The 23668-nt window shown below is 72.5% G+C and carries 22 protein-coding genes and 1 tRNA gene; 14 read left to right on the top strand and 9 right to left on the bottom strand.

Annotated elements, in window-relative coordinates; translation table 11 throughout:
- Nucleotides 1–6: 6 nt before the first annotated feature.
- The gene (locus DFQ13_RS22750; RefSeq protein WP_035283303.1) at nt 7–1092 is read right to left on the bottom strand and encodes a branched-chain amino acid aminotransferase; all 1086 of its coding nucleotides are present in this window, start codon (nt 1090–1092) and stop codon (nt 7–9) included.
- Between the two features lie 68 nt (nt 1093–1160).
- Complete coding sequence (locus tag DFQ13_RS22745) at nt 1161–2348, bottom strand: hypothetical protein (RefSeq protein WP_146241334.1); 1188 nt, start codon at nt 2346–2348, stop codon at nt 1161–1163.
- Between the two features lie 178 nt (nt 2349–2526).
- Between DFQ13_RS22745 and DFQ13_RS22740 the strand changes: the two genes are divergently transcribed.
- On the top strand, nt 2527–4023 hold the full coding sequence (locus DFQ13_RS22740; RefSeq protein WP_035283307.1) for a leucyl aminopeptidase: 1497 nt from the start codon (nt 2527–2529) through the stop codon (nt 4021–4023).
- A gap of 106 nt (nt 4024–4129) precedes the next feature.
- Here DFQ13_RS22740 and DFQ13_RS22735 read toward each other — a convergent pair whose 3' ends face one another.
- Entirely contained in the window at nt 4130–4459 is a 330-nt protein-coding gene (locus DFQ13_RS22735; RefSeq protein ID WP_110081275.1) for an oxidoreductase, read from the bottom strand.
- 226 nt (nt 4460–4685) lie between these two features.
- Here DFQ13_RS22735 and lpdA point away from each other — a divergent pair, with 226 nt between their 5' ends.
- The 5 genes from lpdA (at nt 4686) to lipB (ending at nt 10395) form a co-directional block, all read left to right on the top strand.
- On the top strand, nt 4686–6056 hold the full coding sequence (gene lpdA / locus DFQ13_RS22730; RefSeq protein WP_110081274.1) for a dihydrolipoyl dehydrogenase: 1371 nt from the start codon (nt 4686–4688) through the stop codon (nt 6054–6056).
- Between the two features lie 60 nt (nt 6057–6116).
- Entirely contained in the window at nt 6117–7922 is a 1806-nt protein-coding gene (sucB, locus tag DFQ13_RS22725; protein ID WP_110081273.1) for a 2-oxoglutarate dehydrogenase, E2 component, dihydrolipoamide succinyltransferase, read from the top strand.
- 129 nt (nt 7923–8051) lie between these two features.
- Nucleotides 8052–8936 carry a TIGR01777 family oxidoreductase gene (locus tag DFQ13_RS22720; protein ID WP_110081272.1) on the top strand — a complete coding sequence of 295 codons (885 nt, stop codon included), beginning with the start codon at nt 8052–8054 and terminating at the stop codon, nt 8934–8936.
- Entirely contained in the window at nt 8933–9562 is a 630-nt protein-coding gene (locus DFQ13_RS22715) for a phosphatase PAP2 family protein (protein WP_110081271.1), read from the top strand. Before DFQ13_RS22720 ends, DFQ13_RS22715 begins: the two co-directional genes overlap by 4 nt.
- A gap of 98 nt (nt 9563–9660) precedes the next feature.
- Entirely contained in the window at nt 9661–10395 is a 735-nt protein-coding gene (gene lipB, locus DFQ13_RS22710) for a lipoyl(octanoyl) transferase LipB (protein WP_110081270.1), read from the top strand.
- A gap of 6 nt (nt 10396–10401) precedes the next feature.
- Here lipB and DFQ13_RS22705 read toward each other — a convergent pair whose 3' ends face one another.
- Nucleotides 10402–11508 carry a hypothetical protein gene (locus DFQ13_RS22705; RefSeq protein ID WP_146241333.1) on the bottom strand — a complete coding sequence of 369 codons (1107 nt, stop codon included), beginning with the start codon at nt 11506–11508 and terminating at the stop codon, nt 10402–10404.
- A 20-nt stretch (nt 11509–11528) separates the two neighbouring features.
- The gene (locus DFQ13_RS22700; protein WP_035283319.1) at nt 11529–12137 is read right to left on the bottom strand and encodes a TetR/AcrR family transcriptional regulator; all 609 of its coding nucleotides are present in this window, start codon (nt 12135–12137) and stop codon (nt 11529–11531) included.
- 124 nt (nt 12138–12261) lie between these two features.
- On the opposite strand from DFQ13_RS22700, the gene DFQ13_RS22695 reads away from it, so the two are divergent.
- The 3 genes from DFQ13_RS22695 to DFQ13_RS22685 all read left to right on the top strand — a co-directional run bounded on the left by DFQ13_RS22695 (nt 12262) and on the right by DFQ13_RS22685 (nt 14722).
- Entirely contained in the window at nt 12262–12780 is a 519-nt protein-coding gene (locus tag DFQ13_RS22695; RefSeq protein WP_110081268.1) for a hypothetical protein, read from the top strand.
- Between the two features lie 171 nt (nt 12781–12951).
- A complete protein-coding gene (lipA, locus tag DFQ13_RS22690) occupies nt 12952–13953 on the top strand; it encodes a lipoyl synthase (RefSeq protein ID WP_110081267.1) in 1002 nt (333 codons plus the stop codon).
- Nucleotides 13954–14065: 112 nt separating this feature from the next.
- A complete protein-coding gene (locus DFQ13_RS22685; RefSeq protein ID WP_035283322.1) occupies nt 14066–14722 on the top strand; it encodes a DedA family protein in 657 nt (218 codons plus the stop codon).
- A 59-nt stretch (nt 14723–14781) separates the two neighbouring features.
- On the opposite strand, the gene DFQ13_RS22680 is transcribed toward DFQ13_RS22685, so the two are convergent.
- The 3 genes from DFQ13_RS22680 to DFQ13_RS22670 form a co-directional block, all read right to left on the bottom strand.
- Nucleotides 14782–14856: transfer RNA gene (locus tag DFQ13_RS22680), tRNA-Val, on the bottom strand.
- Nucleotides 14857–14894: 38 nt separating this feature from the next.
- Complete coding sequence (locus DFQ13_RS22675; RefSeq protein ID WP_110081266.1) at nt 14895–15353, bottom strand: peroxiredoxin; 459 nt, start codon at nt 15351–15353, stop codon at nt 14895–14897.
- Between the two features lie 90 nt (nt 15354–15443).
- Nucleotides 15444–15875, bottom strand: coding sequence for a DUF3052 domain-containing protein (locus DFQ13_RS22670; protein ID WP_035283325.1), 432 nt, complete (start codon nt 15873–15875; stop codon nt 15444–15446).
- Between the two features lie 302 nt (nt 15876–16177).
- On the opposite strand from DFQ13_RS22670, the gene aceE reads away from it, so the two are divergent.
- Entirely contained in the window at nt 16178–18946 is a 2769-nt protein-coding gene (aceE, locus tag DFQ13_RS22665; protein WP_035283345.1) for a pyruvate dehydrogenase (acetyl-transferring), homodimeric type, read from the top strand.
- A 28-nt stretch (nt 18947–18974) separates the two neighbouring features.
- Here aceE and pnuC read toward each other — a convergent pair whose 3' ends face one another.
- Complete coding sequence (gene pnuC, locus DFQ13_RS22660; RefSeq protein ID WP_035283327.1) at nt 18975–19595, bottom strand: nicotinamide riboside transporter PnuC; 621 nt, start codon at nt 19593–19595, stop codon at nt 18975–18977.
- Between the two features lie 460 nt (nt 19596–20055).
- On the opposite strand from pnuC, the gene DFQ13_RS22655 reads away from it, so the two are divergent.
- The 4 genes from DFQ13_RS22655 (at nt 20056) to DFQ13_RS22640 (ending at nt 23656) form a co-directional block, all read left to right on the top strand.
- The gene (locus tag DFQ13_RS22655; RefSeq protein WP_035283328.1) at nt 20056–21246 is read left to right on the top strand and encodes a PucR family transcriptional regulator; all 1191 of its coding nucleotides are present in this window, start codon (nt 20056–20058) and stop codon (nt 21244–21246) included.
- Nucleotides 21247–21417: 171 nt separating this feature from the next.
- The gene (locus DFQ13_RS22650) at nt 21418–22341 is read left to right on the top strand and encodes an ACP S-malonyltransferase (RefSeq protein WP_110081265.1); all 924 of its coding nucleotides are present in this window, start codon (nt 21418–21420) and stop codon (nt 22339–22341) included.
- A complete protein-coding gene (locus DFQ13_RS22645; RefSeq protein WP_110081264.1) occupies nt 22338–23327 on the top strand; it encodes a beta-ketoacyl-ACP synthase III in 990 nt (329 codons plus the stop codon). The genes DFQ13_RS22650 and DFQ13_RS22645 overlap by 4 nt, the downstream gene beginning before the upstream one ends.
- A 77-nt stretch (nt 23328–23404) precedes the next feature.
- Nucleotides 23405–23656, top strand: a complete 252-nt coding sequence (locus tag DFQ13_RS22640; RefSeq protein WP_035283331.1) for an acyl carrier protein — start codon at nt 23405–23407, stop codon at nt 23654–23656.
- The last annotated feature ends 12 nt before the right edge of the window (nt 23657–23668 follow it).

Raw genomic sequence — 23668 nt, 5'->3', positions numbered from 1 at the left:
GTGCCGTCAGAGGGTGCTCATCCAGCCCTGGGGGTCCTCGATCCGGCCGTACTGCAGGTCGGTGAGGGTCTGGCGGAGCCTGGTGGTGACCGGGCCGGTGGCGCCGCCGGAGACGTCGAAGGACCCGGTGGCGTGCTTGACGTGGCCCACCGGGGTGATCACGGCGGCGGTGCCGCAGGCGAAGACCTCGGTCAGCTCACCGGAGGCGGCCTTCTTCTCCCACTCCTCGGTGGAGATCGGGCGCTCCTCGGTGGTGTAGCCCAGGTCCCGGGCCAGCGACAGCAGGGAGTCGCGGGTGATGCCGGGGAGCAGGGAACCCGACAGCGCCGGGGTGACGACCTTGTCGCCCAGCACGAAGAACAGGTTCATGCCGCCCATCTCCTCCACCCAGCGGCGCTCCACGGCGTCGAGCCAGACGACCTGGTCGCAGCCCTGCTCGGCGGCCTGGGCCTGGGCGACCAGCGACGCGGCGTAGTTGCCCGCGAACTTGGCCGCGCCGGTGCCGCCGGGGGCCGCGCGGACGTACTCGGTGGACAGCCAGACCGTCACCGGCTTGATGCCACCGGCGAAGTACGCGCCCGCGGGCGAGGCGATGACCAGGTACAGGTATTCCGAGGCCGGGCGGACGCCGAGGGCCGCCTCGGTGGAGATCATGAACGGCCGCAGGTACAGCGACTCCTCGGGCTTGGTGGACACCCAGCGGCGGTCGGCCTCGACCAGCAGGCGCAGGGACTCCAGGAACAGCTCGTCCGGCAGCTCCGGCATCGCCATGCGGCGGGCGGAGGCGCGGAAGCGGGCGGCGTTGGCCTCCGGGCGGAAGGTGGCGATCGAACCGTCCGGCTGCGCGTAGGCCTTGAGGCCCTCGAAGATCGCCTGGCCGTAGTGCAGGACCGAGGCCGAGGGGTCCAGGGTCAGCGGCTGGTACGGCCCGACCCTGGCGTCGTGCCAGCCCTGCTCGCGGGTGTGGCGGACAGTCACCATGTGGTCGGTGAAGTAGCGTCCGAAACCGGGGGACGCGAGTACCTCCGCGACCCGCTCCGGGGTGGCCGGGTGGGGGTTCGGAGTGCTCGTGAACGACAACGTCGACGTCATGGGGGCACCGTATCCGGTGATCGGCCCGGCAGAGAATCGGTATCCCGACATTCGGGCGTCCGACCACCTCAGGTGACCGCCCGCGTTCGGTGCGCCCACAGCGCGCCGCCGCCGAGGAGCAGGACCCCGGCCGCGGTGGCGAGGGCGGGGATGGAGATGTTGACGCCGACGACGACGCTGAGCACGAGGCCGCAGCAGCCGGTGCGGACCCAGCTCGAGCGGTCGTGGCGCGGCAGCGAGCGGGCGGCGGAGTTGACGAACGCGGCGTGCCCGAGCAGCAGGCACGCGGCCACCTCGGCCAGCAGCGCGGGGGCCAGTGCGACCGAGGCGCCGACGGCGAGCACCGCGACCGCGAGCGCGTGGTGGCGGGCCGCGCCGGGCAGCTCGCCGTGCTCGGCCAGGTCGCGGGCGGCGCAGAGGGCACCGTCGAGCAGCGCGCGCACGACCAGCACCGCGCCCAAGGCGAGGCCGAGGGTCAGCAGCGGGTCGAGGACCGCCCCGTCGGCGGCGGCCAGGGCGTCGCGCAGCGGGGTCGGCGACAGCGCCGCGCGCGGACCGCCGAGCTGGCGCAGCACGACGACCGCCACCCCCAGCGAGACCAGCAGCGCGGCGAGCACCACCGGCACGGCCGTGCGGGCCGTGCCCGCCCGTTCGAAGCCGAGGAAGCCCAGCGTGAGCAGACCCGCGGCGGACAGCACCCCCGTCGGGTCGTCGGTGCCCGGGGCGCCCGCGCCCGCGGCGACGGTGACCGCGGCGTCGGCCGGGGCGATGGCCAGCCCGACCACCGCGAACCCGACGACGGTGAGCAGCACCACGGCCCAGGCGATCCTGGTCACCGCGGGTGGCACCGCGGGCGGCGCGACCACCAGCGCGGTGACCGCCACCAGCAGCGCGACCGCCGCGTACGCCGGGCGGGCGGGCCACAGGTAGGTGCCCGCGGCACCGGCGACAGCCGCAGCGGCGACCACCCGGCCCACGACCGAGAGCAGCCCGGAGAGCCGCGCGGGGACGAGCCCGAGGCGTTCGCGGACGTGGGCGTCGCGGTCGCCGGTGGGCGACTGGGCCAGCAGGTCGGCGTGCGACACCGCGGTCAGCACGCTCACCACCCCGGCCAGGCCCAGCGCGGCGAGCGACCACCAGCCCGCGACCGCCGCGGCCGGTCCGACCGCGACCAGCGCCGCGGTGACCACCGCACCCGCCAGGAGCGGGAGCACCCCGATCCGGGTGCCCACCGGAACGTGTCCGATCGCTGTCACGGGCGCAACCGTGTCAGATTCGTGGCCGACGCACCATCCGGCCACCGGTTGAAAGCCATGCCCAACTGGTTAGCATACGTCACCACCCGGGCCGCAGGACCCGGTCCGACCAGGCTCGGGCGACCCACGAGGCCGTCCGCCGGGTCAATCCGAAGCCAACCCCCGAGGAGCACCTGACGTGACCGCCCCCAAGCTGGCACTGGCCACCGCACCGGTGACCGAGGCCCCCGTCGACGCGATCGTGATCGGCACCGTGCAGCACGGCTCCGGCCTCGCGCTGGCGCCCGGCGCGGAGCAGGTGGACGCGGCGTTCGACGGCGCGCTCACCGAGGTGCTCGGCGCGCTGGGCGCCACCGGCAAGGCCGACGAGGTCGTCAAGCTGCCCACGCTGGGCAGGCTGCCCGCCACCGTGGTGGTCGCCGCGGGCCTGGGCAAGGCCGCCGCGGACGGCTCGGTGACCGCCGAGCAGGTGCGCCGGGCCGCCGGTGCCGCCGCCCGCGCCACCGGGTCGAGCAAGCGGGCCGCCACCACGCTGTCCGCCGTCGACCTCCAGGCCGCGGTGGAGGGCTTCCTGCTGGGCTCCTACACCTTCTCCGCGTACAAGTCCGACGCCACCGAGCGCGAACTGGCGCGGGTGGAGCTGGCCGCCCCGGCCGGGGGCACCGCCAAGGAGCACCGGGCCACCCTCAAGGCCGCCACCGCGATCGCCGAGGCCGTCACCACCGCCCGCGACTTCATCAACACCCCGCCCAACGACCTGTACCCGGCGTCGTTCGCCGAGCGCGCGGTCGCGCTGGCCAAGGACGCGGGCCTGGAGGTGGAGGTCCTCGACGAGAAGGCGCTGCGCAAGGGCGGCTTCGGCGGCATCCTCGGCGTCGGCGTGGGCTCCGCCCGCCAGCCCCGGCTGGTGCGGCTGACCTACCGGGGTCCGCGGGCGCGCAAGAAGGTCGCGCTGGTCGGCAAGGGCATCACCTTCGACACCGGCGGCATCTCGATCAAGCCCGCGGGCGGCATGGAGGCGATGACCTCGGACATGTCCGGCGCGGCGGCGGTCGTGGCGAGCGTGGTGCTGGCGGCGAAGCTCAAGTACCCGCTGGAGGTCGTGGCCACGGTGCCGATGGCGGAGAACATGCCCTCCGGGGCCGCCTACCGCCCCGGCGACGTGCTGACCATGTACGGCGGCAAGACCGTCGAGGTCCTCAACACCGACGCCGAGGGCCGCCTGATCCTGGCCGACGCCATGGTGCGCGCCGCCGAGGACGACCCGGACTACCTGATCGAGACCTCCACGCTGACCGGGGCGCAGGTCGTGGCCCTGGGCAACCGCACCGCGGGCATCATGGGCTCCGACGAGTTCCGCGACCGCGTCGCCGGGATCGCCCGCGGCACCGGCGAGGGCGGCTGGGCCATGCCGCTGCCCGAGGAGCTGCGCGCCGACCTGGACTCCCGGCTGGCCGACCTGACCAACGTCACCGGGCAGCGCTGGGGCGGGATGCTCGCCGCGGGCGTGTTCCTCCGCGAGTTCGTCCCCGAGGACCTGCCGTGGGCGCACCTCGACGTCGCGGGCCCGGCCTACAACGGCGGCGCCCCCTGGGGCTACACCACCAAGGGCGGCACCGGCCTCCCGGTCCGCACGATCGCGGCCGTCCTGGCCGACATCGCCGCGAACGGCTGACCGCACCCCCGACAGCGGCGGCGGATTCCCCGGGAACCGCCGCCGCTGTCGTCGGCCCGACCGCCGCGACCGGGTCGGGGCGTGATCAGCGCGGGCCAGGCGGGTGCTAGGCCCTGCCCTCGCGCTTCTGCCTGGCGATGTAGTCGCGCATCCGCTGGGGCAGCCCGACCCGGTTCACCTCGTACACTGGGATGGACCGCTTCTTGCCGAAGGCGAAGGCCGCGTCCAGGTCGGCGATGCGCCGCCGGGTCCACTCGCCGTCGTGCGCGACGAGGACCACGGTCGTGTCCGTCACGTTCGTCTTCGGCTCCACGTACGCCTCGACGCCGGTGCGCGCCGCCGCCCACTCGTCCAGGTGCGAGGTGTCCTGCTTGCTGGCCGCGCGCAGCACGCCGGGCTTGCCGCGCTTGCGCCGCAGCGAGTCGAAAACCCCCATCTGCCCCTCCTCTTCCCGGCCCCGCCCACGGGGCCGCGTTCCCAGTGTCCCCCGGTACCGGTCGGTAACCACGGAAGGGACGCGACGGACACCCCGACCACCTCGCAAGCCTGCCTCACGAAGTGACAAGATGGCGTGTGGTGGCTGCGCCGAACGTGTGATCGCGCACCGCCCGCCGCACTGGACGCAACATTGACAGAACGCTGTCGCACGTCGAGGAGATCCCGTGACTGACACCTCCGCTGACCTCGTGATCCTGGGTGGCGGGTCCGGCGGCTACGCCTGCGCGTTCCGCGCGGCCGAGCTAGGACTCTCGGTGATCCTGGTGGAGAAGGACAAGGTCGGTGGCACCTGCCTGCACCGGGGCTGCATCCCGACCAAGGCGCTGCTGCACGCCGCCGAGGTCGCGGACAACGCCCGCGAGGGCGACCAGTTCGGGGTGAAGTCCTCGCTCGAGGGCATCGACATGAACGGTGTGAACTCCTACAAGGACTCCATCGTCACCAACCTGCACAAGGGCCTGCAGGGCCTGTTCAAGGCCAACAAGGTCACCGTGGTCGAGGGCGCGGGCACCTTCGTCGGCCCGAACAAGGTCACCGTCGATGGGCAGACCTACACCGGCAAGAACGTGGTGCTCGCCACCGGTTCCTACGCCAAGACCCTGCCCGGCCTGGAGATCGGCCGCCGGATCATCACCAGCGACCAGGCCCTGAACCTCGACCACGTGCCGGAGAAGGTCGTCGTCCTCGGCGGCGGCGTGATCGGCGTGGAGTTCGCCAGCGTGTGGCGCTCCTTCGGCGCCGAGGTCACCATCGTCGAGGCGCTGCCCCGGCTGGTGCCGCTGGAGGACGAGTGGGCCTCCAAGCAGCTCGAGCGGGCCTTCCGCAAGCGCGGCATCAAGTTCAAGACCGGGGTGCGGTTCACCGGCGCCACCCAGAGCGACACCGGCGTCTCGGTGTCGCTGGAGTCCGGTGAGTCGATCGACGCCGACCTGCTGCTGGTCGCGGTCGGCCGCGGCCCCAACAGCGCGGGCCACGGCTACGAGGAGGCCGGGGTCACCATGGACCGCGGTTTCGTGATCACCGACGAGCGGCTGCGCACGAACCTGCCCGGCGTCTACGCCGTGGGCGACCTGGTGCCCGGCCTGCAACTGGCGCACCGCGGCTTCCAGCAGGGCATCTTCATCGCCGAGGACATCGCCGGGCAGAACCCGAAGGTGATCGACGAGGCGGGCATCCCGAAGGTGACCTACTGCAAGCCGGAGGTCGCCTCGGTCGGCCTGTCCGAGGCGCAGGCCAAGGAGAAGTACGGCTCGGCGGAGACCCTGGTCTACGCCCTGTCGGGCAACGGCAAGAGCCAGATCCTCAAGACCTCCGGCGGCGTGAAGCTGGTCAAGGCGCCCGACGGCCCGGTCGTCGGCATCACCCTCGTGGGTGAGCGCGTGGGCGAGCTGATCGGCGAGGCCCAGCTCATCTACAGCTGGGAGGCCTACCCCGAGGACGTGGCACCGCTGATCCACGCCCACCCCACCCAGACGGAGGCCCTCGGCGAGGCGTTCCTCGCCCTCGCGGGCAAGCCGCTACACGTGCACGGCTGACCGGAAGCTCAGCCCACGTCCCGCCAGCCATGCCAGAAAGCACGAGGAGTCCAGGAAACCATGGCGTTCTCCGTTGAGATGCCGGCGCTCGGAGAGAGCGTCACCGAAGGAACAGTCACCCGCTGGCTCAAGCAGGAGGGCGACACGGTCGAGGTCGACGAGCCGTTGCTCGAGGTCTCGACCGACAAGGTCGACACCGAGATCCCGTCGCCCGCCGCGGGCGTGCTGACGAAGATCCTCGCCCAGGAGGACGAGACGGTCGAGGTCGGCGCCGCGCTCGCCGAGATCGGGGACGCCTCCGAGTCGGGGGGCTCCGACTCCGGCGGTTCCGCCGAGCAGGCGGCCGAGCCGGAACCCGAGCCCGAGCCCGCGCAGGAGGCGGAGCCCGAGCAGGAGGAGGCCCCCTCGTCTGGCCCGCAGCCGTCGTCGGACGCGTCGTCCGGGGGCAGCGGCAAGGGCACCCCGGTGACCATGCCCGCGCTGGGCGAGAGTGTCACCGAGGGCACCGTCACCCGCTGGCTCAAGCAGGTCGGCGACGCGGTCGAGGTCGACGAGCCGCTGCTGGAGGTGTCCACCGACAAGGTCGACACCGAGATCCCGTCGCCGGTGGCGGGCACGCTGCTGGAGATCAGCGCGGGCGAGGACGCCACCGTCGAGGTCGGCGGCAGGCTCGCCGTCATCGGCGACGCGGGTGCCGCGCCGCGGTCGGGCGGGGACATCGAGTCGAAGCCCGCGTCCGGCGGGGACGTGGAGGCCGCTCCCGAGCAGCCGGAGCAGGAGGCCCCGAAGGCCGAGCCGAAGCAGGAGGCTCCCCAGAAGGAAGCCCCCAAGCAGGAGGCGCCGAAGCAGGACGAGGCCCCCGAGCCCGCGCAGGCCGAGACCAACGGCAGCGCCCCGTACGTGACCCCGCTGGTGCGCAAGCTGGCCGGTGAGCACGGCGTGGACCTGTCCTCGCTCAAGGGCACCGGCGTCGGCGGTCGCATCCGCAAGCAGGACGTGCTGGCCGCCGCCGAGGCGAAGAAGGCAGAGAAGGCCAAGCCCGCCGAGCCCGCTCAGCCGCAGCGCCGCCCGGACCTGACCGCCGCCGCCTCGACGGCCTCGACGCCGTTGGCGCCGAGCAAGCCGGGGTCGGTCGACACCTCGCTGCGCGGCACGACGCAGAAGATGACCCGCCTGCGCCAGACGGTGTCGCGCCGGATGGTGGAGTCGCTGCAGACGGCAGCGCAGCTCACCCAGGTCGTCGAGGTCGACGTGACCCGGATCGCCAAGCTGCGCTCGCGGGCCAAGGCGGCGTTCGAGGCGCGCGAGGGCGTCAAGCTGACGTTCCTGCCGTTCTTCGCCAAGGCCACCGTCGAGGCGCTCAAGCAGCACCCGAAGCTCAACGCCTCCATCGACGAGGAGGCCAAGGAGGTGACCTACCACGGCGCCGAGCACTTGGGCATCGCGGTGGACACCGAGCGCGGCCTGCTCACCCCGGCGATCCACGACGCGGGCGAGCTGAACCTGGCCGGGCTGGCGCACAAGATCACCGACCTCGCGGACCGGACCAGGGCCAACAAGGTCACCCCGGACGAGCTGTTCGGCGCGACGTTCAACCTGACCAACCTGGGCAGCCAGGGCGCGCTGTTCGACACCCCGATCATCCAGTTGCCGCAGGTCGGCATCCTGGGGGTCGGCCTGGTCGTCAAGCGCCCGGTCGTGATCACCGACGAGAACGGCGACGACACCATCGCCGTTCGCTCGATGGTGTACCTGGCGCTGACCTACGACCACCGCCTGGTCGACGGCGCGGACGCGGGCCGGTTCCTCTCCACGGTGAAGAACCGCCTGGAAGAGGGCGCCTTCGAGGCCGACCTGGGTCTCTGACCGGTTCCTCCGGCCAGAGTGGACACGAGGAGGGCCGCCCCGCCGGGGCGGCCCTCCTCCGTCATCGCCCTCGGGTAACCGCCGTCACCCGGGCGTGCGCGCCGACCGGATGTTCGGGACGATCACCCCATGCGCGTAGTCGTCGCCGGGTCGTCCGGCCTCATCGGGACCGCTCTCGTGGCCAAGCTCCGACACGACGGCGACGAGGTGCTGCGACTGGTCCGCCGCGAGCCGCAGGCCCCGGACGAACGCCGCTGGGACCCGCCGTCGGGCACGCTGCAGGAGGGCACCCTCGACGGCGTCGACGCGGTGGTCAACCTGTGCGGTGCCGGGGTCGCCGACCGCCGCTGGACGCAGGCGCGCAAGCAGATGCTCCTCGACAGCCGCGTCGAACCGACCGAGGTGCTCGCCGCCGCGGTGGCCGAGGCGGGGGTTCCGGTGCTGCTCAACGGCTCCGCCGTCGGCTACTACGGCACCATCCCGGCGGGCCCGGCCGACGAGGACGAGCCCGCGGGCCGCGGTTTCCTGGCGGAGCTGTGCGTGCGCTGGGAGGCGGCGACCGCGGCAGCCGCGGCGGCGGGCGCCCGGGTCGTGCTGGCCCGCACCGCGCAGGTCCTGTCCCCCAGCGGCGGCCTGCTCGGCCCGCTGCGCCCGCTGTTCTCCCTCGGCCTGGGCGGCAAGCTGGGCAGCGGCAGGCAGTACCTGCCCTGGATTCACCTGGACGACGAGGTCGACGCGCTGGTGTTCCTGCTGCGCGAGGACATCTCCGGCCCGGTCAACCTGGTGGGCCCGAGCCCGGCGACGAACGCCGAGTTCACCCGCGCGTTCGGCCGCGCCCGCAACCGCCCGGCCCTGTTCCGGGTGCCGAAGGTGGCGCTGCAGGTCGCGCTGGGCGAGTTCGCCGAGGAGATCCTGCGCAGCCAGCACGTGGTCCCGAGGGTGTTGCAGGACCACGGTTTCGCGTTCCGCCACGACACCGTCGACGACGCCCTGGCCGCGCTCGAACAGCGGTGAGGCGGCTGCTCGGCGTCGGCCTGCTGCTGGTCGTCGCCTTCGTCGCGCTGGGCCTGACCGTGTCCGGCGTCACCCCGGGGGTCGACCGGTTCGTGGCCGAGTCCCTGGGCGGCGGCTTCGCCGGGGACGTCGGCGCGGTCGCCTCGGTGGTCAGCGACGTGTTCGGCCCGGTCCTGCCGATCGTCCTGGGCGCGGGGCTGCTGGTGCGGGCCGCGGTCGTGCGGACCGCCGACCGCGACCGGTCCCGCCTGCTGCTCAAGGCGGTGGTGGTATTGGTGCTGTGCAGGCTGGTGTCGTTCGTGAAGCCGCTGTTCGCCAGGGCCAGGCCGCGCGAGTACCCGGACTTCAGCTTCCCGAGTGGACACGTGACGTCGGTGGCGGCGGTGGCGTTCACCGCCGCCGTGCTGTGCGCCTGGCTGGCCCGGTCCCGGCTGCGCGCCTGCGTCTTCTGGGGCGGGTTGGCGGTGCTGGTGGCCGCGCTCTGCCGCATCCTGCTGGACGTCCACTGGCTCACCGACACCGTCGGCGCCGTGGTGGGCGTGCTCGGCGTGGGCCTGCTCGCCTCGGCCGCCCTGGGCCTGCTCCCGCCCCCGGCCGGGGAAGCGGGGTCCCGACCGGGACCGTGATCGGGTACGGGCCCGTTCTTCGCACCCCGCGCGACTCTGGGATCGGAGCACGCCCGCTCGTCCGGGACGGCCGGCCGGACGAGGCGTAGTGTCGTCGCGTGAGCGCTGTTGAGGTCTCCTGCCGGGCGAGCGCGGACCCGGTCGACGTTCGTCCGATCGGGACGGTGGACTACCTGCGCACCTGGCGGTGGCAGCGGGAACTGGCCACTGCCCGCGCCGACGACGCGGGCCCGGACACCCTGCTGCTGCTGGAGCACGACCCGGTCTACACCGCGGGCAAGCGGACCACCCCGGAGGAGCGGCCGGACGACGGCACCCCGGTGATCGACGTCGACCGCGGCGGCAAGATCACCTGGCACGGGCCGGGGCAACTGGTGGGCTACCCGATCGTCAAGCTGGCCGACCCGGTCGACGTGGTGCGGTACGTGCGCCGGGTCGAGGAGGCCATGATCGCCGTGTGCGCCCACTTCGGCCTGGCCACCGGCCGCGTCGAGGGCCGCAGCGGCGTGTGGCTGGCCGCCGACGGCGTGCGCCCGGAGCGCAAGATCTCCGCGGTGGGCATCCGGGTCCAGCGCGGGGTCACCATGCACGGCTTCCAGCTCAACTGCGACGCCGACCTGACCCCGTTCGACCACATCGTCCCCTGCGGCATCCGCGACGCCGGGGTGACCTCCCTGACCCTGGAACTGGGCCGCCCGGTCACGGTCTCCGAAGTCCTCCCCCTGGCCCGCGACGCCGTCCTGGCCGCCCTGGAGGGCACGCTGCCCGTCCGCGACCACTGGCTCGCCCAGGAGCAGCCCGCACTGCCCGGCGTCACCTTCGCCCTGCGCTGACCCGCCCTAGGCGACCCGGGCGACAGACACCGGCGGGTACCCGGGGTGTCCCACGGCCAGCGTCGTCCCGGGGTCGGGAGCGGCGCTGAGCCAGGCCGCGCCGGTGTCCCAGATGGTGCCCAGCAGCTCCACCGAGGCACCGGGGAGCAGCAGCGTGCGAGTGCTGCCGTCGGACAGCCGCACGGTCGCGCTGGCCTTCGCGGTGCCGTCGCGACGGGCCTTCCACGGCGCGAGGCTGAGTTCGACCCGGGTCCACTCGGCGGCCCCGACCAGCGCGGGCAACCGCAGGTTGACCCGGGCGTGCCACACGGTGAGCCCCAGGGCCAGCCCCACGCACAGCAACCAGGACGCCAAGCTCACCAGCATCGTGGTCGGCCGCATGCCGACCACCAGCCAGGCGCCCACCGTGATCGCGAGCCCGAGGAGGAACAGGGCGACCATGGAGACCGTGTTCACCGACAGGGTGCGCGCGGTCAGCACGGCGGGATCGGCCGCGGGTGCCTTGGCGGTGCCTGGCGGAACGGCGGCCAGTGCCCACGCGGGCAGGGCCTCGTGCGTGCCGTCGACGCGCAGCGCGGCCCACCCGGTCTCGTCCGGGCCGACGACCCAGGCCCGGCCGGTGCGGGCGATCACGGCGTGGTGCGCCTCGGTCAGGGCGGTGACCCGCACGGCGGTGCTCGCCGCGCCCTCCCCCAGCGCGACGACCGAAGCCCAACCCGACGACCGGCGCCGCACCACCCTGGCAGGCACGGGCCGCCACGGCGCCGCGTGCAGCAGCCGGGGTCCGCGCGCCGACCGCAGCCACCGGCCCCACAGGTACTGCCGCGAGGCGACCAGGCCGAGCACGCCCAGCATCACCGCGAGGTGCAGCGCGAACAGGACCGACGCCCCGCTCCAGGCGAGGACGAAGGCGCTGCTGAAGACGAAGGCGAGCAGCACGACCACCATGGCCAGGCCGAAGCTCTGGTCCTGGCGCACCCGCAGCAGGATGGCGGTGGTCGGGTCGGTGATCGCCGGGCGGTCGAGGGCGGGATCGCGGACGACCGGCGCGGTCGACTCCATCAGCAGCTCCCCCAGGGTCAGGCCCGGGAACCCGGGTCTCGCTGGGGGCATCGTCCCAGGCGCGGGAGCCGTTATCGCAGCCTGGTCACCCGCATTCCCTCCAGCACGCGGGTGATCGTCAGCGAGACCTCCGCGCCCGCCCGCTCGGGGTCCTCGGCGGTGGCGATGATGGTGGCCCCGGTGGACAGCGCGCCGAACAGCACCCTGGCGGTGACCTCGACCGGCAGCGCCTCGATCTCCCCCGCCGCGATCAGCGCCTCCAGCGCGGCCTTCACCAGGCCGTAGCTGAAGTGCTCCTCGGCCGCGCGCCAGCGCTCCCAGCCCATCACCACCGGGCCCTCGTGGATCACGATGCGCTGGTAGTCCGGCTCCAGGCAGACGCCGACGTAGCCGCGCAGGGCGCTCATCGCCCGGTCCCAGGCGTCGCCGGGGCCCGTCACGACCTGGCCGAGGCGGGCGATGACACCGGACTCGACCGCGTCGAAGGCGGCCTCGAACAGCGCTTGCTTGCCGCTGAAGTGGTGGTAGAGCGCGCCCTTGGTGACCCTGGTGCGGCGGGCGATGGCGTCCAGCGAGGTGGCGGCGTACCCGTGCTCGGTGAACAGCGCGACGGCCGAGTCGACCAGGGCGTTCCTGGTCGACTCGCTGTAGTCCACCCGCCTGGACTGCGCTGTCGTCATCACCACACCGTAACTTAATCGGACGGACATACCGGAGGTATGGCCAGTGCTAGATTGTTGACCATACTGACGGTATGCCGCAAACCCACGGTATGGCGAAGGTCACGGGGAGGAGTCCATCACCATGAGCTGGAACGACTACTACCGCAGACAGGCGGCGCTGGACGCGGTCTTGGCGCACGTCCGGCACAACCCGGAAGGACCGCTGTCGGTGGCCGACGTGCCACTGGCGGCGGAGGTGTTCACCGACACCGACGAACTGCTGCTCGCCCTGCACCACCGGTGGATGCTGCGGCTGACCGGCCGCCTCGAGGTGGCGGCCGCCGAGGCCGACCGCGCTCCGGCACCGGACCGGGTGGGCGCCGCGTCGGCCGCCTGGCGCGCGGCCGCCGAGGAGTCCCCGGTGCTGCACCGGCTGCTGGAGGCGCACGACACCGAGGTGCTGCGCCCGGTGCGCGAGGCCGAACAGCGCCTGCTCGCCCTGTCGTCCGGCCTGGCCGACGACGACGAGTCCCCCGAAGAGGCCACCCGCATCGGTGCCGCCCACCTGGCACTGCTGCGCAGCACACCGGCGGAGGTGGCCGCGCCGCCGCGCAGGCCGTCCGCGGTCGGGCTGCTGCGCAGGCTGGTCGCCAGCGCCTGACACCCCCTGCTCGAGGAGCGCAGCGCCGCGCCCCCGAGAAGGCGTCCCCGCGGTCTGTGGCGGCAAACCGGACACCGCCCGGACATTTCGGGGGCGAACAGTGGCGTTGACCGGCGTTTCGCCGGACCCCGCGCGTTTCCACCCCTCGCCGGGGAGGCGTAGCCTGAGCGGGTGACGGTAGCGCCTGAGGGTCGGAAGATGCTGCGCCTCGAAGTGCGCAACAGCGAGACCCCGATCGAGAGAAAACCCTCCTGGATCAAGACCCGCGCCAAGATGGGCCCCGAGTACCGCGAACTCAAGGGCCTGGTCAAGCGCGAGGGCCTGCACACGGTGTGCGAGGAAGCGGGCTGTCCCAACATCTTCGAGTGCTGGGAAGACCGCGAGGCCACCTTCCTCATCGGCGGCGAGCAGTGCACCCGCCGCTGCGACTTCTGCCAGATCGACACCGGCCGCCCCGCCGACCTCGACCGCGACGAGCCCCGCCGGGTCGCCGAGTCGGTCCAGGCGATGGGCCTGCGCTACTCCACCGTCACCGGCGTCGCCCGCGACGACCTGGCCGACGGCGGCGCGTGGCTCTACGCCGAGACGGTCCGCCAGATCCACGCCCTGAACCCGGGCACCGGCGTCGAACTGCTGATCCCCGACTTCAACGCCGAACCCGACCAGCTCGCCGAGGTGTTCGGCTCCCGCCCGCAGGTGCTCGCGCACAACCTGGAGACGGTCCCGCGCATCTTCAAGCGCATCCGCCCCGCGTTCCGCTACGAGCGCTCGCTGAAGGTGATCACCGAGGCCCGCGGGCACGGCCTGGTGACCAAGTCCAACCTGATCCTCGGCATGGGCGAGACCCCCGACGAGGTCACCGCCGCCCTCCAGGACCTGCACGACGCGGGCTGCGACATCATCACCATCACCCAGTACCTGCGCCCCAGCCTCCGCCACCACCCGATCGACCGGTGGGTCAAGCCGGAGGAGTTCCTGGAGCACAAGGAGGCCGCCGAGGCGATGGGCTTCGCCGGGGTGATGGCCGGGCCGCTGGTGCGCTCGTCCTACCGCGCCGGGCGGCTCTACACCCAGGCGGTCGAACACCGGGGCGAGGTCGTCCCGGAGAACCTGCGCCACCTGGCCGAGGCGGGCGCCGCCAGCCAGGAGATCAGCGCGCTGCTGCAGCGGTAGCCACCCCGGGCGTTACGCCCTTCGAGTGGCGGCGATATACACATCCGGGGGGAACCGGGAGGAAACGGGCTCCCTCTGATGGGAAGTCGCCGCCACCCGAAGGAGTACCCCCGTGGGCCTGATGACCGATGTCCTGGACTGGCTCCAGGCACTGCCGCAGCCCGGCCTGGTCGCCGCGACCGGGGGCCTGGTCCTGGCGGAGTGCACCATCGGCCTGGGCTTCATCGCCCCCGGCGAAGCGGGCCTGCTGGTCGCCGCCACCACCGCGATCACCCCCACCCGCTTCCTGGTCCTGTGGGGCGTGGTGACCCTCTGCGCGGCCACCGGCGACTCGCTCGGCTACCTGATCGGCCGCCGCTACGGCCCCCGGCTGCGGGAAACCCGGCTGATCCAGAAGTACGGCGTCGGCGGCTGGGACAAGGCCACCGGCATCCTCCGCCGCCGCGGCGCCTGGGCGGTCTTCTTCGCCCGGTTCCTGCCCGTCGTGCGCACCCTGACCCCGGCCGCCGCCGGGACCTCGGGGCTGCCGTACCGCAAGTTCCTCCCGGCCGCCGCGGCCGGGGCCGCCTGCTGGTCGGCCCTGCACATCGGCATCGGCGCGGCCCTGGGCGAGGCCGCGAAGCGGCTGGAGAGCGCCATGAGCACCGGCGCGCTCGCCGTCGTCGCCGCGGTGGTCGCGGCCGTCGTGATCGCCCACGTCGTCAAGAAGCGCCGCGCGAAGGCCACCCCCGCGACAGCGGTCGAGGACGACCTCGAACCCGTCGCCTGACGGGGCGGTGGAGCGACCACGTCCCGCCGACGGGGGCGGGACGTGGTGCGGGTGGGACCTGGTGGGCGCAGCAGGATTCGAACCTGCGACCGCTCGGGTGTAAACCGAGTGCTCTTCCGCTGAGCTATGCGCCCCGGGAGCGCGCCGGGACCCGGCACGCCCGCCGAACGGCCTACAGGGCCGCGACGGCCTTCTTCCAGGCGGCCTGGTCGCGGGCCTCGCCGGGCTGGTTGACCTGGGCGTAGCGGACGACGCCCTCGGTGTCGATGAGGAACGTGCCGCGGTTGGCCAGGCCCGCGGCCTCGTTGAACACGCCGTAGGTCTTGGCGACCTCGCCGTGCGGCCAGAAGTCCGACAGCAGCGGGAAGGTGTAGCCCTGCTGCTCGGCCCACGCCTTGAGGCTGAACGGGGTGTCGACCGAGACGCCGACGACCTGGACGTCGTTGTCGGTGTACTCGGCGAGTTCGTCGCGGACCTGGCAGAGCTCGCCCTGGCAGATGCCGCTGAAGGCGAACGGGTAGAACACGAGGAGGACGTTCTTGCCGCCCCGGAAGTCCGACAGCTTCACCGGCTGCTTGTTGTAGTCGTTGAGCGTGAAGTCCGGAGCCTGGGAACCGACCTCGACAGCCATGCCCGACATCCTCCTGATCAGTGGTGACCCGTGCGCGGACAGCCTAGGGCACCCGGGCGGCCCGCCACCCGGGTGATCGGCCCGGCGGCGTCAGCGCCTGGTCTTGGCGGACTTCGGGGACACCAGCCTGGTGCCCGCCCAGTCCTTGCCCACGCTGACGCTGGAGGTCTGGGCCAGTCCGGCGGTGGGCACCGCCTCGGCGATGTCCGACGGCTCGACGTGCCCGTCGCGCCCCGGCTTCGGCGTCAGGACCCAGATCACGCCGTTGTCGGCGAGCGGGCCGATCGCGTCCACCAGCGCGTCGACGAGGTCGCCGTCGCCGTCGCGCCACCACAGCAGGACGACCTCGACCACCTCCTCGGCGTCCTCGTCGAGCAGGTCGGCGCCGATGCGGTCCTCGATCGCGGCACGCAGGTCGTCGTCGACGTCCTCGTCCCAGCCGATCTCCTGGACGACTGCGCCCCCAACGATCCCCAGCTTGTCGGCGATGCCGATGCTCCCGGCATCTCCCGCGGCCACCACGGTGTCACTCCTCCATCTGCGCTGTCACGGGGGCGCGGGTCGCTGACCGGCCCGTCCACCGCGTCCTGCCTGTTCGGTTAGGCGACAGCGAACACTGACAGTGGCCACCTGCGCAACCGTCCTGTCCCCGACACGCCGGGAACCGTGACCCCCTCGACGCCCGGCCGTGGCCACGCACACCCCTACTGACCAGTAAGGATGACGCGGGCTTCGATTCAGACGAACATGGCAGAGTGAGTCTCGCGCGCGTGTCACCCGCGCGCGCGATGCAACCCGACCTCGACCCAGGCTGGAGCTCCACCGTGGCCACCCACAACGACAGGTCCGGCGCACCCGAACGGGTACGCGTCATCCGCGACGGCCTCGCCGCGCACCTCCCCGACATCGACCCGGAGGAGACCTCGGAGTGGCTGGAGTCGTTCGACGCCGCCCTCGCCGAGGGCGGCCAGCAGCGGGCCCGCTACCTGATGCTCCGGCTGCTCGAGCGGGCCAGGGAGAGCCACGTCGGCGTCCCGTCGCTGACCAGCACCGACTACGTCAACACCATCGCCACCGACCGGGAGCCGTGGTTCCCCGGCGACGAGGAGGTGGAGCGCCGGTACCGGGCGTGGATTCGGTGGAACGCGGCGATGACCGTGCACCGCGCCCAGCGCCCCGGCGTGGGCGTCGGCGGGCACATCTCCACCTACGCCTCCTCCGCGGCCCTCTACGAGGTGGGCTTCAACCACTTCTTCCGCGGCAAGAACCACCCCGGCGGCGGTGACCACATCTACGTGCAGGGCCACGCCTCCCCCGGCATCTACGCCCGCGCGTTCCTCGAGGGCCGCCTGTCCACCGACCAGCTCGACGGGTTCCGCCAGGAGCTGTCGCACGCGGGCCCCGGCGGCGGGCTGCCGTCGTACCCGCACCCGCGGCTGATGCCGGACTTCTGGGAGTTCCCGACCGTCTCCATGGGCCTGGGCCCGATGAACGCCATCTACCAGGCCCGGTTCAACCGGTACCTGCGCGACCGCGGCATCAAGGACACCTCCGACCAGCGGGTGTGGGCGTTCCTCGGCGACGGCGAGATGGACGAGCCGGAGTCGCGCGGGCTGATCCACGTCGCGGCCAACGAGCAGCTCGACAACCTCACCTTCGTGATCAACTGCAACCTGCAGCGCCTGGACGGCCCGGTGCGCGGCAACGGCAAGATCATCCAGGAGCTGGAGTCCTACTTCCGCGGCGCGGGCTGGAACGTCATCAAGGTCATCTGGGGCCGGGAGTGGGACGCGCTGCTGCACGCCGACCGCGACGGCGCCCTGGTCAACCTGATGAACACCACCCCCGACGGCGACTACCAGACCTACAAGGCCAACGACGGCGCGTTCGTCCGCGAGCACTTCTTCGGCCGCGACCCGCGCACCAAGGCCCTGGTCAACCCGATGAGCGACCAGGAGATCTGGAACCTCAAGCGCGGCGGCCACGACTACCGCAAGGTCTACGCGGCCTACCAGGCGGCCACCGAGCACCACGGCCAGCCGACGGTGATCCTGGCCAAGACGATCAAGGGCTACAACCTCGGCCCGCACTTCGAGGCGCGCAACGCCACCCACCAGATGAAGAAGATGACCCTGGACGACCTCAAGGCGTTCCGGGACACGCTGCGCATCCCGATCGAGGACGCGGAGCTGGAGAAGGACCCGTACCTGCCGCCGTACTTCCACCCGGGGCAGGACGACGAGGCGATCCAGTACCTGCAGGAGCGGCGCCGCCAGCTCGGCGGGTACCTGCCCGAGCGCCGCACCAAGGGCAAGGCGCTGGTGCTGCCCGGCGACAAGCTCTACGACGTGCTCAAGCGCGGGTCGGGCAAGCAGGAGGTCGCCACCACCATGGCGTTCGTCCGGCTGGTGCGCGACCTGGCCAAGGACCCGGAGATCGGGCCGCGGCTGGTGCCGATCATCCCGGACGAGGCGCGCACGTTCGGCATGGACTCGATGTTCCCCACGCAGAAGATCTACAACCCCAACGGGCAGCTCTACACCTCGGTCGACGCGTCGCTGATGCTCAGCTACAAGGAGTCCGAGCAGGGCCAGATCCTGCACGAGGGCATCAACGAGGCCGGGTCGACCGCGTCGTTCACCGCGGCGGGCAGCTCCTACGCCACGCACGGCGAGCCGATGATCCCGATCTACATCTTCTACTCGATGTTCGGCTTCCAGCGCACCGGCGACGGCCTGTGGGCCGCGGCCGACCAGATGGCGCGCGGGTTCGTCCTGGGCGCCACCGCGGGCCGCACCACGCTGACCGGTGAGGGGTTGCAGCACAACGACGGGCACTCGCTGCTGCTGGCGGCGACCAACCCGGCCGTGGTGTCCTACGACGCGGCGTGGTCGTTCGAGATCGCGCACATCGTCAAGGACGGGCTGCGCCGCATGTACGGGGAGCAGGCCGAGGACGTCTTCTACTACCTGACGGTCTACAACGACCCGTACCAGCAGCCCGCCGAGCCCGAGGACCTCGACGTCGAGGGCCTGCTGCGCGGCCTCTACCGCTACCGGCAGGCGGAGTCCTCCACCGGGCTCAAGGCGCAGATCCTGGTCTCCGGCGTGGCCATGCCGTGGGCGATCAAGGCGCAGGAGATGCTGGCGGCGGACTGGAACGTCAACGCGGACGTGTGGTCGGCGACGTCCTGGTCGGAGCTGCGCCGCGAGGCGGTCGAGATCGACCGGCACAACCTGCTGCACCCGCAGGCCGAACCGCGCGTGCCGTACGTGACCACCGCGCTCAGGGGCAAGCAGGGCCCGGTCGTGGCGGTGTCGGACTGGATGAGCGCGGTGCCGGACCTGATCCGCCCGTGGGTGCCCACCGACATGACCACGCTCGGCACCGACGGGTTCGGCTTCTCCGACACCCGCCCGGCCGCCCGCAGGCACTTCCTGGTCGACGCCGAGTCGATCACCGTGGGCGTGCTGGCGGCGCTGGCCCGGCGCGGCGAGGTCGACCGGTCGCTGGTCGTCGAGGCGGCGCGCCGCTACAAGATCGACGACGTGACGGCGGCGGGCCCCCAGGTGGGTGACCCCGGCGTCGCCTGAGGCCCGGCCGTGGCCGTGTGGGCACCGCTCACACGGCCACGGTGGCCTGCTGCCGCGCCGACCGGAACCAACTGACCCAGCCGTAGACCACCAGCCCGGCGAACACGATGTACACCGAGGCGCTGAACACCAGCCCCGACGACAACTGCAACGGCACGCCGATCGCGTCCACCACCAACCAGACGACCCAGAACTCGACCAGCCCGTAGGCCTGCAACGCGAACGCCAGCACGGTCCCGATGAAGATCGCCGAATCCGGCCACGGCGCCCACGAGGCGTCCAGCGCGTCGAGCACCAGCGCGAACACCACGGTCCCGACCACGAACGCCGCCGCCGTCGCCACCAGCTCCCACCGGCTCGCCCGCCGCACCGCGACCCCGAACACCGGGTCCCGCCTGCGCGCCCACGCCCACCAGCCGTAGACCGCGATCAGGCCCACGGCCACCTGCCGCACCGCCAACCCGCCCAGGTGCGCCGACAGGTACACGGTGAACAGCAGCACCACCGAGACCAACTGCACCGGCCAGGTCCACAGCGTGCGCCGCTGCGCCAGGAACACCACGGCCAGCGCGAACACCTGCCCGATCAACTCCGCCCAGGCGATGCGCTGCCCGAACACGGTCACCCCGTAGTCCACCAGGACGTGCATGGCGTCCCCCTTCCCATGGTCGATCCAACCCCCCACCACAAGTCGTTTGTTCCACACCCGGTGTGACCGGCCGAACGGGTGGTGCACGGCCACCGCGTCGCACGAACGAGGGAACTGGACCGTTTCACCTAGCCGCGATACGGCCGGGCAGTCCATAGTGGAACTACCGGTGGGGACCGGGGAGAAGGGCCGCCCAGCATCGAGCGCACCGAACATGCTGGGCGGCCCGCCCCATTCCGAGTCCTGTTCGCACTCGTGCTTCCCAGGCGGATGGGGCGTCATTGAACCTGGGGGGCGACCCCCCAGACCCCCACGGTGCGGTGGGTTCCTGAACCAGCGTGGGCCGCCTTCGGCGAGCAGGACCGTTTGGGCGCGGTGGGTGCGGTGGGCTCAGTGGGTGCGGTGGGTGCTTGGGCGCGGCTTGGGCTGGGTCGGCGGGGGGCGTGGGATTCTTTGGGGTATGAGTGGTCGGGGATCGGTGGGGTTGTCGGCGGGGACTTTGGATTCTGTGGGGCGGGCTTCGGGGAAACTTGCGGCTGCTGCGGTGGCTGCGATGGATGAGCAGTTTGCTTGGTTTGGGCGGATGCCTGCTGATCAGCGGGCCAGTGTGTTGTTGGTGGCGCAGAACGGGGTGGCGGGGTTCACCGCTTGGTTGCGGGACCCTCGGGAGGCGCTGCGGATGACGACCGACACGTTCCGGGGGGCGCCCCGGGACCTGTCGCGGTGGATCAGCCTGCGGCAGACGGTGGAGATGGTGCGGGTGTCGTTGCAGGTGTTCGAGGACATGGTGCCGGACCTGGCCGCCGACGAGGCCGAACGGGCGGTGCTGTCGGAGGCCGTGCTGCGGTACGGGCGGGAGGTGGCGTTCGCCTCGGCCATGTCCTACGCGTCCGCCGCCGAGGCGCGGGGGGCGTGGGACGCGCGGCTGGAAGCGCTGGTCGTGGACGGGATCGTGCGCGGCGACGCCGAGGAGTCGCTGCTGTCGCGGGCGGCGGCGCTGGGGTGGGACCCGGCGGCCGAGGCCACCGTGCTGGTCGGGAACCCACCCTCGGACGACCAGCCGACCGTGGTCTACGAGGTGCGCAGCCGGGCCGCGCGGGCGAGCAGGCCGGTGCTGCTCGGCGTGCAGGGCTCCCGGCTGGTGGTGGTGCTGGCCGGGCCGACCACCGACCCCGTCGACCGGGAGGCCCTGGTGCGGATGGCCTCGGCGTTCGGGGCGGGGCCGGTGGTCGCCGGGCCCACCATGACCAGCATCGCCGAGGCGCACCGCAGCTCCTCCGACGCGCTGTCCGGGCTGCGCGCGGTGGTCGCGTGGCCGGACGCGCCGCGGCCGGTGCGCTCGGCCGACCTGCTGCCGGAACGGGCGCTGGCGGGCGACCCGGAAGCCGAGTGGCAGCTCATCGACCGGGTGGCCCGACCGCTGGAGGAGGCAGGAGGAGCCTTACAAGAGACCGTGGAGGCGTACCTCGCCGCGGGCGGGGTGCTGGAGTCGTGCGCGCGGCAGCTTTTCGTGCACCCGAACACGGTGCGCTACCGGCTGCGGAAGGCGACCGACGTCACCGGGCACAACGCCAACGACCCCCGGGACGCGCTGGTCCTGCGGGTGGCGCTGGCGGTCGGGCGGTTGTCCCGGGCCCGGGGACTCTGGTAGACCGTCAATTCCAGGCAACGCTTCGGTGTCCCACACCACAACGCACAAGGAACTGCCGCGGTGGCGGTTCATAACGGCTTAACCTTTGTAGGGTCTCCACAACAGGTGTGCCGGAGCTTGGTGAGCTGGCGGCATGCTCACCGGGCGGGCGGACGGTGTCTAGTTAGCACTGTGATCGCATTGCTCGCACCCGGACAGGGTTCCCAGGCACCGGGGATGCTCCTCCCCTGGCTCGAACTGCCCGACACCGCCGAGCGGCTCGCGGGCTGGTCCGAGGTGGCCGGGCTCGACCTCGCCCGGCTCGGCACCACCGCCGACGCCGACGAGATCAAGGACACCGCGATCACGCAGCCGCTGATCGTGGCCTCAACCCTGCTGGCCTACGAGGAGCTGGCCCGCCGGGTGGAGATCCCCGCCGACGTGCTGGTGGCGGGCCACTCGATCGGCGAGTTCGCCGCCGCCGCGATCGCCGGGGTGCTGGCGCCGGAGGACGCGGTGGCGCTCGCCGCGGTCCGCGGCCGGGAGATGGCCGCCGCCTGCGAGCTGGAGCCCACCGGCATGTCCGCCCTGGTCCGCGGCACCGAGGAGGGCATCCTGGCCCGCCTGGCCGAACTGGGCCTGGTGCCCGCCAACCGCAACGGGGCGGGCCAGATCGTCGCCGCCGGTTCGACCGCCGCGCTGGAGAAGCTCGCCGCCGAGCCGCCGGAGGGCGCCAAGGCGATCACCCTCAAGGTCGCGGGCGCCTTCCACACCCGCTACATGGCCCCGGCCCAGGACGCGCTGCGCGCGCACGCCGCCACCCTGGCCACCCCCGCGGACCCCACCCGCACCCTGCTGTCGAACCGCGACGGCGCGGTGGTCACCGACGGCGCGGACGTGCTGGAGCGGCTCATCGACCAGGTCACCAACCCGGTCCGGTGGGACCTGTGCATGGCCACCATGGCCGAGCGCGGCGTCACCGCGGTCGTCGAGTTCCCGCCCGCGGGCGCGCTCGTCGGCCTGGCGAAGCGCGAGCTGAAGGGAACCCCCTTCTTCGCGCTCAAGACACCGGACACCCTCGACGCCGTCGTCGAGCTGATCGGGAGCACGTCATGACCACGCTGAACCAGACCACCGGCCCCACCGCCACCCGCATCCTGGGCGTGGGCAGCCACCAGCCCGAGCGGATCGTCACCAACGACGAGCTGTCGCTGCACATGGACACCACCGACCAGTGGATTCGCGAGCGCGTGGGCATCGCCGAGCGGCGGTTCTCCGCCCCGGACGAGAAGCTGGTCGACATGGCGGTCATCGCCGGGTCCAAGGCGCTCGCCGACTCCGGGCTGAGCCCGTCCGACGTCGACACCGTGATCCTGGCGAACTGCACCATGCCGCACCCCATCCCCAACGGCGCCGCGCAGGTGGCCGACCGGATCGGGGTCAAGGCGGCGGGCGCGTTCGACCTCAACGCCGCCTGCGCCGGCTTCTGCTACAGCCTGGGCACCGCCTCGGACCTGGTCCGCGCGGGCTCGGCGAAGCGGGTGCTGGTGATCGGCGCGGAGAAGCTGACCGACTGGGTGGACCCGACCGACCGGTCCAACGCGATCATCTTCGCCGACGGCGCGGGCGCCGCGGTGGTCGGCCCGTCGGACACCCCCGGCATCGGCCCGGTGGTCTGGGGCAGCGCCGGTGACCTGGTCGACACGATCGGGATGAACCCGAACCCGGCGGGCGGCAACAAGGTGCTCTACCAGGAGGGCCAGTCGGTCTTCCGGTGGGCGACGACGAAGATCGCGCCGATCGCGCTGCGCGCGCTGGAGGCCGCGGGCATCACCCCGGCCGAGGTGGACGTGCTCATCCCGCACCAGGCGAACCTGCGCATCGTCGAGTCGATCGCCAAGAAGCTGCGGGCCAACGGCGCCCGGGAGGACATGGTCGTCGCCGACGACATCGTGCACTCCGGCAACACCTCCTCGGCATCGATCCCGATGGCGATGGACCACATGCGCGCCGCGGGCCGGATCAAGCCCGGTGACGTGGCGCTGCTCGTGGGCTTCGGAGCGGGCCTGTCCTACGCGGGACAGGTCGTGATCTGCCCCTGACCCAGGGGCCGCAACAACGCCGGTCGGGCGCGGTGCCCGGCCGGTGGCAACGCACACCACGGAAGGACACCAAGCACATGGCGGACAAGCCCAGCGACGCAGAGATCCTCGAGGGCCTCTCGGAGATCGTGGAAGAGGTCGCGGGTGTCTCCCCCGACGACGTGACCGCGGACAAGTCCTTCGTGGACGACCTCGACATCGACTCGCTGTCCATGGTCGAGATCGCCGTGCAGGCCGAGGACCGGTTCGGCGTCAAGATCCCCGACGACGAGCTGGCGAACCTCAAGACCGTGGGTGACGCCGTCACCTACGTGTCCAGCCACGCCTGATCGCGGCACCGA

It is taken from the genome of Actinokineospora spheciospongiae, from assembly GCF_003182415.1.
Lineage (GTDB): Bacteria > Actinomycetota > Actinomycetes > Mycobacteriales > Pseudonocardiaceae > Actinokineospora > Actinokineospora spheciospongiae.
The sequence above is the reverse complement of the archived record's forward strand: the minus strand, read 5'-3'. Positions and strand labels throughout refer to the sequence as shown.

What these genes read in the sequence shown, in the direction of transcription:
- DFQ13_RS22695 (WP_110081268.1), top strand. Translation starts at nt 12,262, where the DNA reads ATGAGCTGGAACGACTACTACCGCAGACAGGCGGCGCTGGACGCGGTC.
- DFQ13_RS22705 (WP_146241333.1), bottom strand. Translation starts at nt 11,508, where the DNA reads ATGCCCCCAGCGAGACCCGGGTTCCCGGGCCTGACCCTGGGGGAGCTG.
- pnuC (WP_035283327.1), bottom strand. Translation starts at nt 19,595, where the DNA reads ATGCACGTCCTGGTGGACTACGGGGTGACCGTGTTCGGGCAGCGCATC.
- DFQ13_RS22720 (WP_110081272.1), top strand. Translation starts at nt 8,052, where the DNA reads ATGCGCGTAGTCGTCGCCGGGTCGTCCGGCCTCATCGGGACCGCTCTC.
- DFQ13_RS22675 (WP_110081266.1), bottom strand. Translation starts at nt 15,353, where the DNA reads ATGGCTGTCGAGGTCGGTTCCCAGGCTCCGGACTTCACGCTCAACGAC.
- DFQ13_RS22735 (WP_110081275.1), bottom strand. Translation starts at nt 4,459, where the DNA reads ATGGGGGTTTTCGACTCGCTGCGGCGCAAGCGCGGCAAGCCCGGCGTG.
- DFQ13_RS22645 (WP_110081264.1), top strand. Translation starts at nt 22,338, where the DNA reads ATGACCACGCTGAACCAGACCACCGGCCCCACCGCCACCCGCATCCTG.
- DFQ13_RS22640 (WP_035283331.1), top strand. Translation starts at nt 23,405, where the DNA reads ATGGCGGACAAGCCCAGCGACGCAGAGATCCTCGAGGGCCTCTCGGAG.
- DFQ13_RS22655 (WP_035283328.1), top strand. Translation starts at nt 20,056, where the DNA reads ATGAGTGGTCGGGGATCGGTGGGGTTGTCGGCGGGGACTTTGGATTCT.
- DFQ13_RS22750 (WP_035283303.1), bottom strand. Translation starts at nt 1,092, where the DNA reads ATGACGTCGACGTTGTCGTTCACGAGCACTCCGAACCCCCACCCGGCC.
- DFQ13_RS22700 (WP_035283319.1), bottom strand. Translation starts at nt 12,137, where the DNA reads ATGACGACAGCGCAGTCCAGGCGGGTGGACTACAGCGAGTCGACCAGG.
- sucB (WP_110081273.1), top strand. Translation starts at nt 6,117, where the DNA reads ATGGCGTTCTCCGTTGAGATGCCGGCGCTCGGAGAGAGCGTCACCGAA.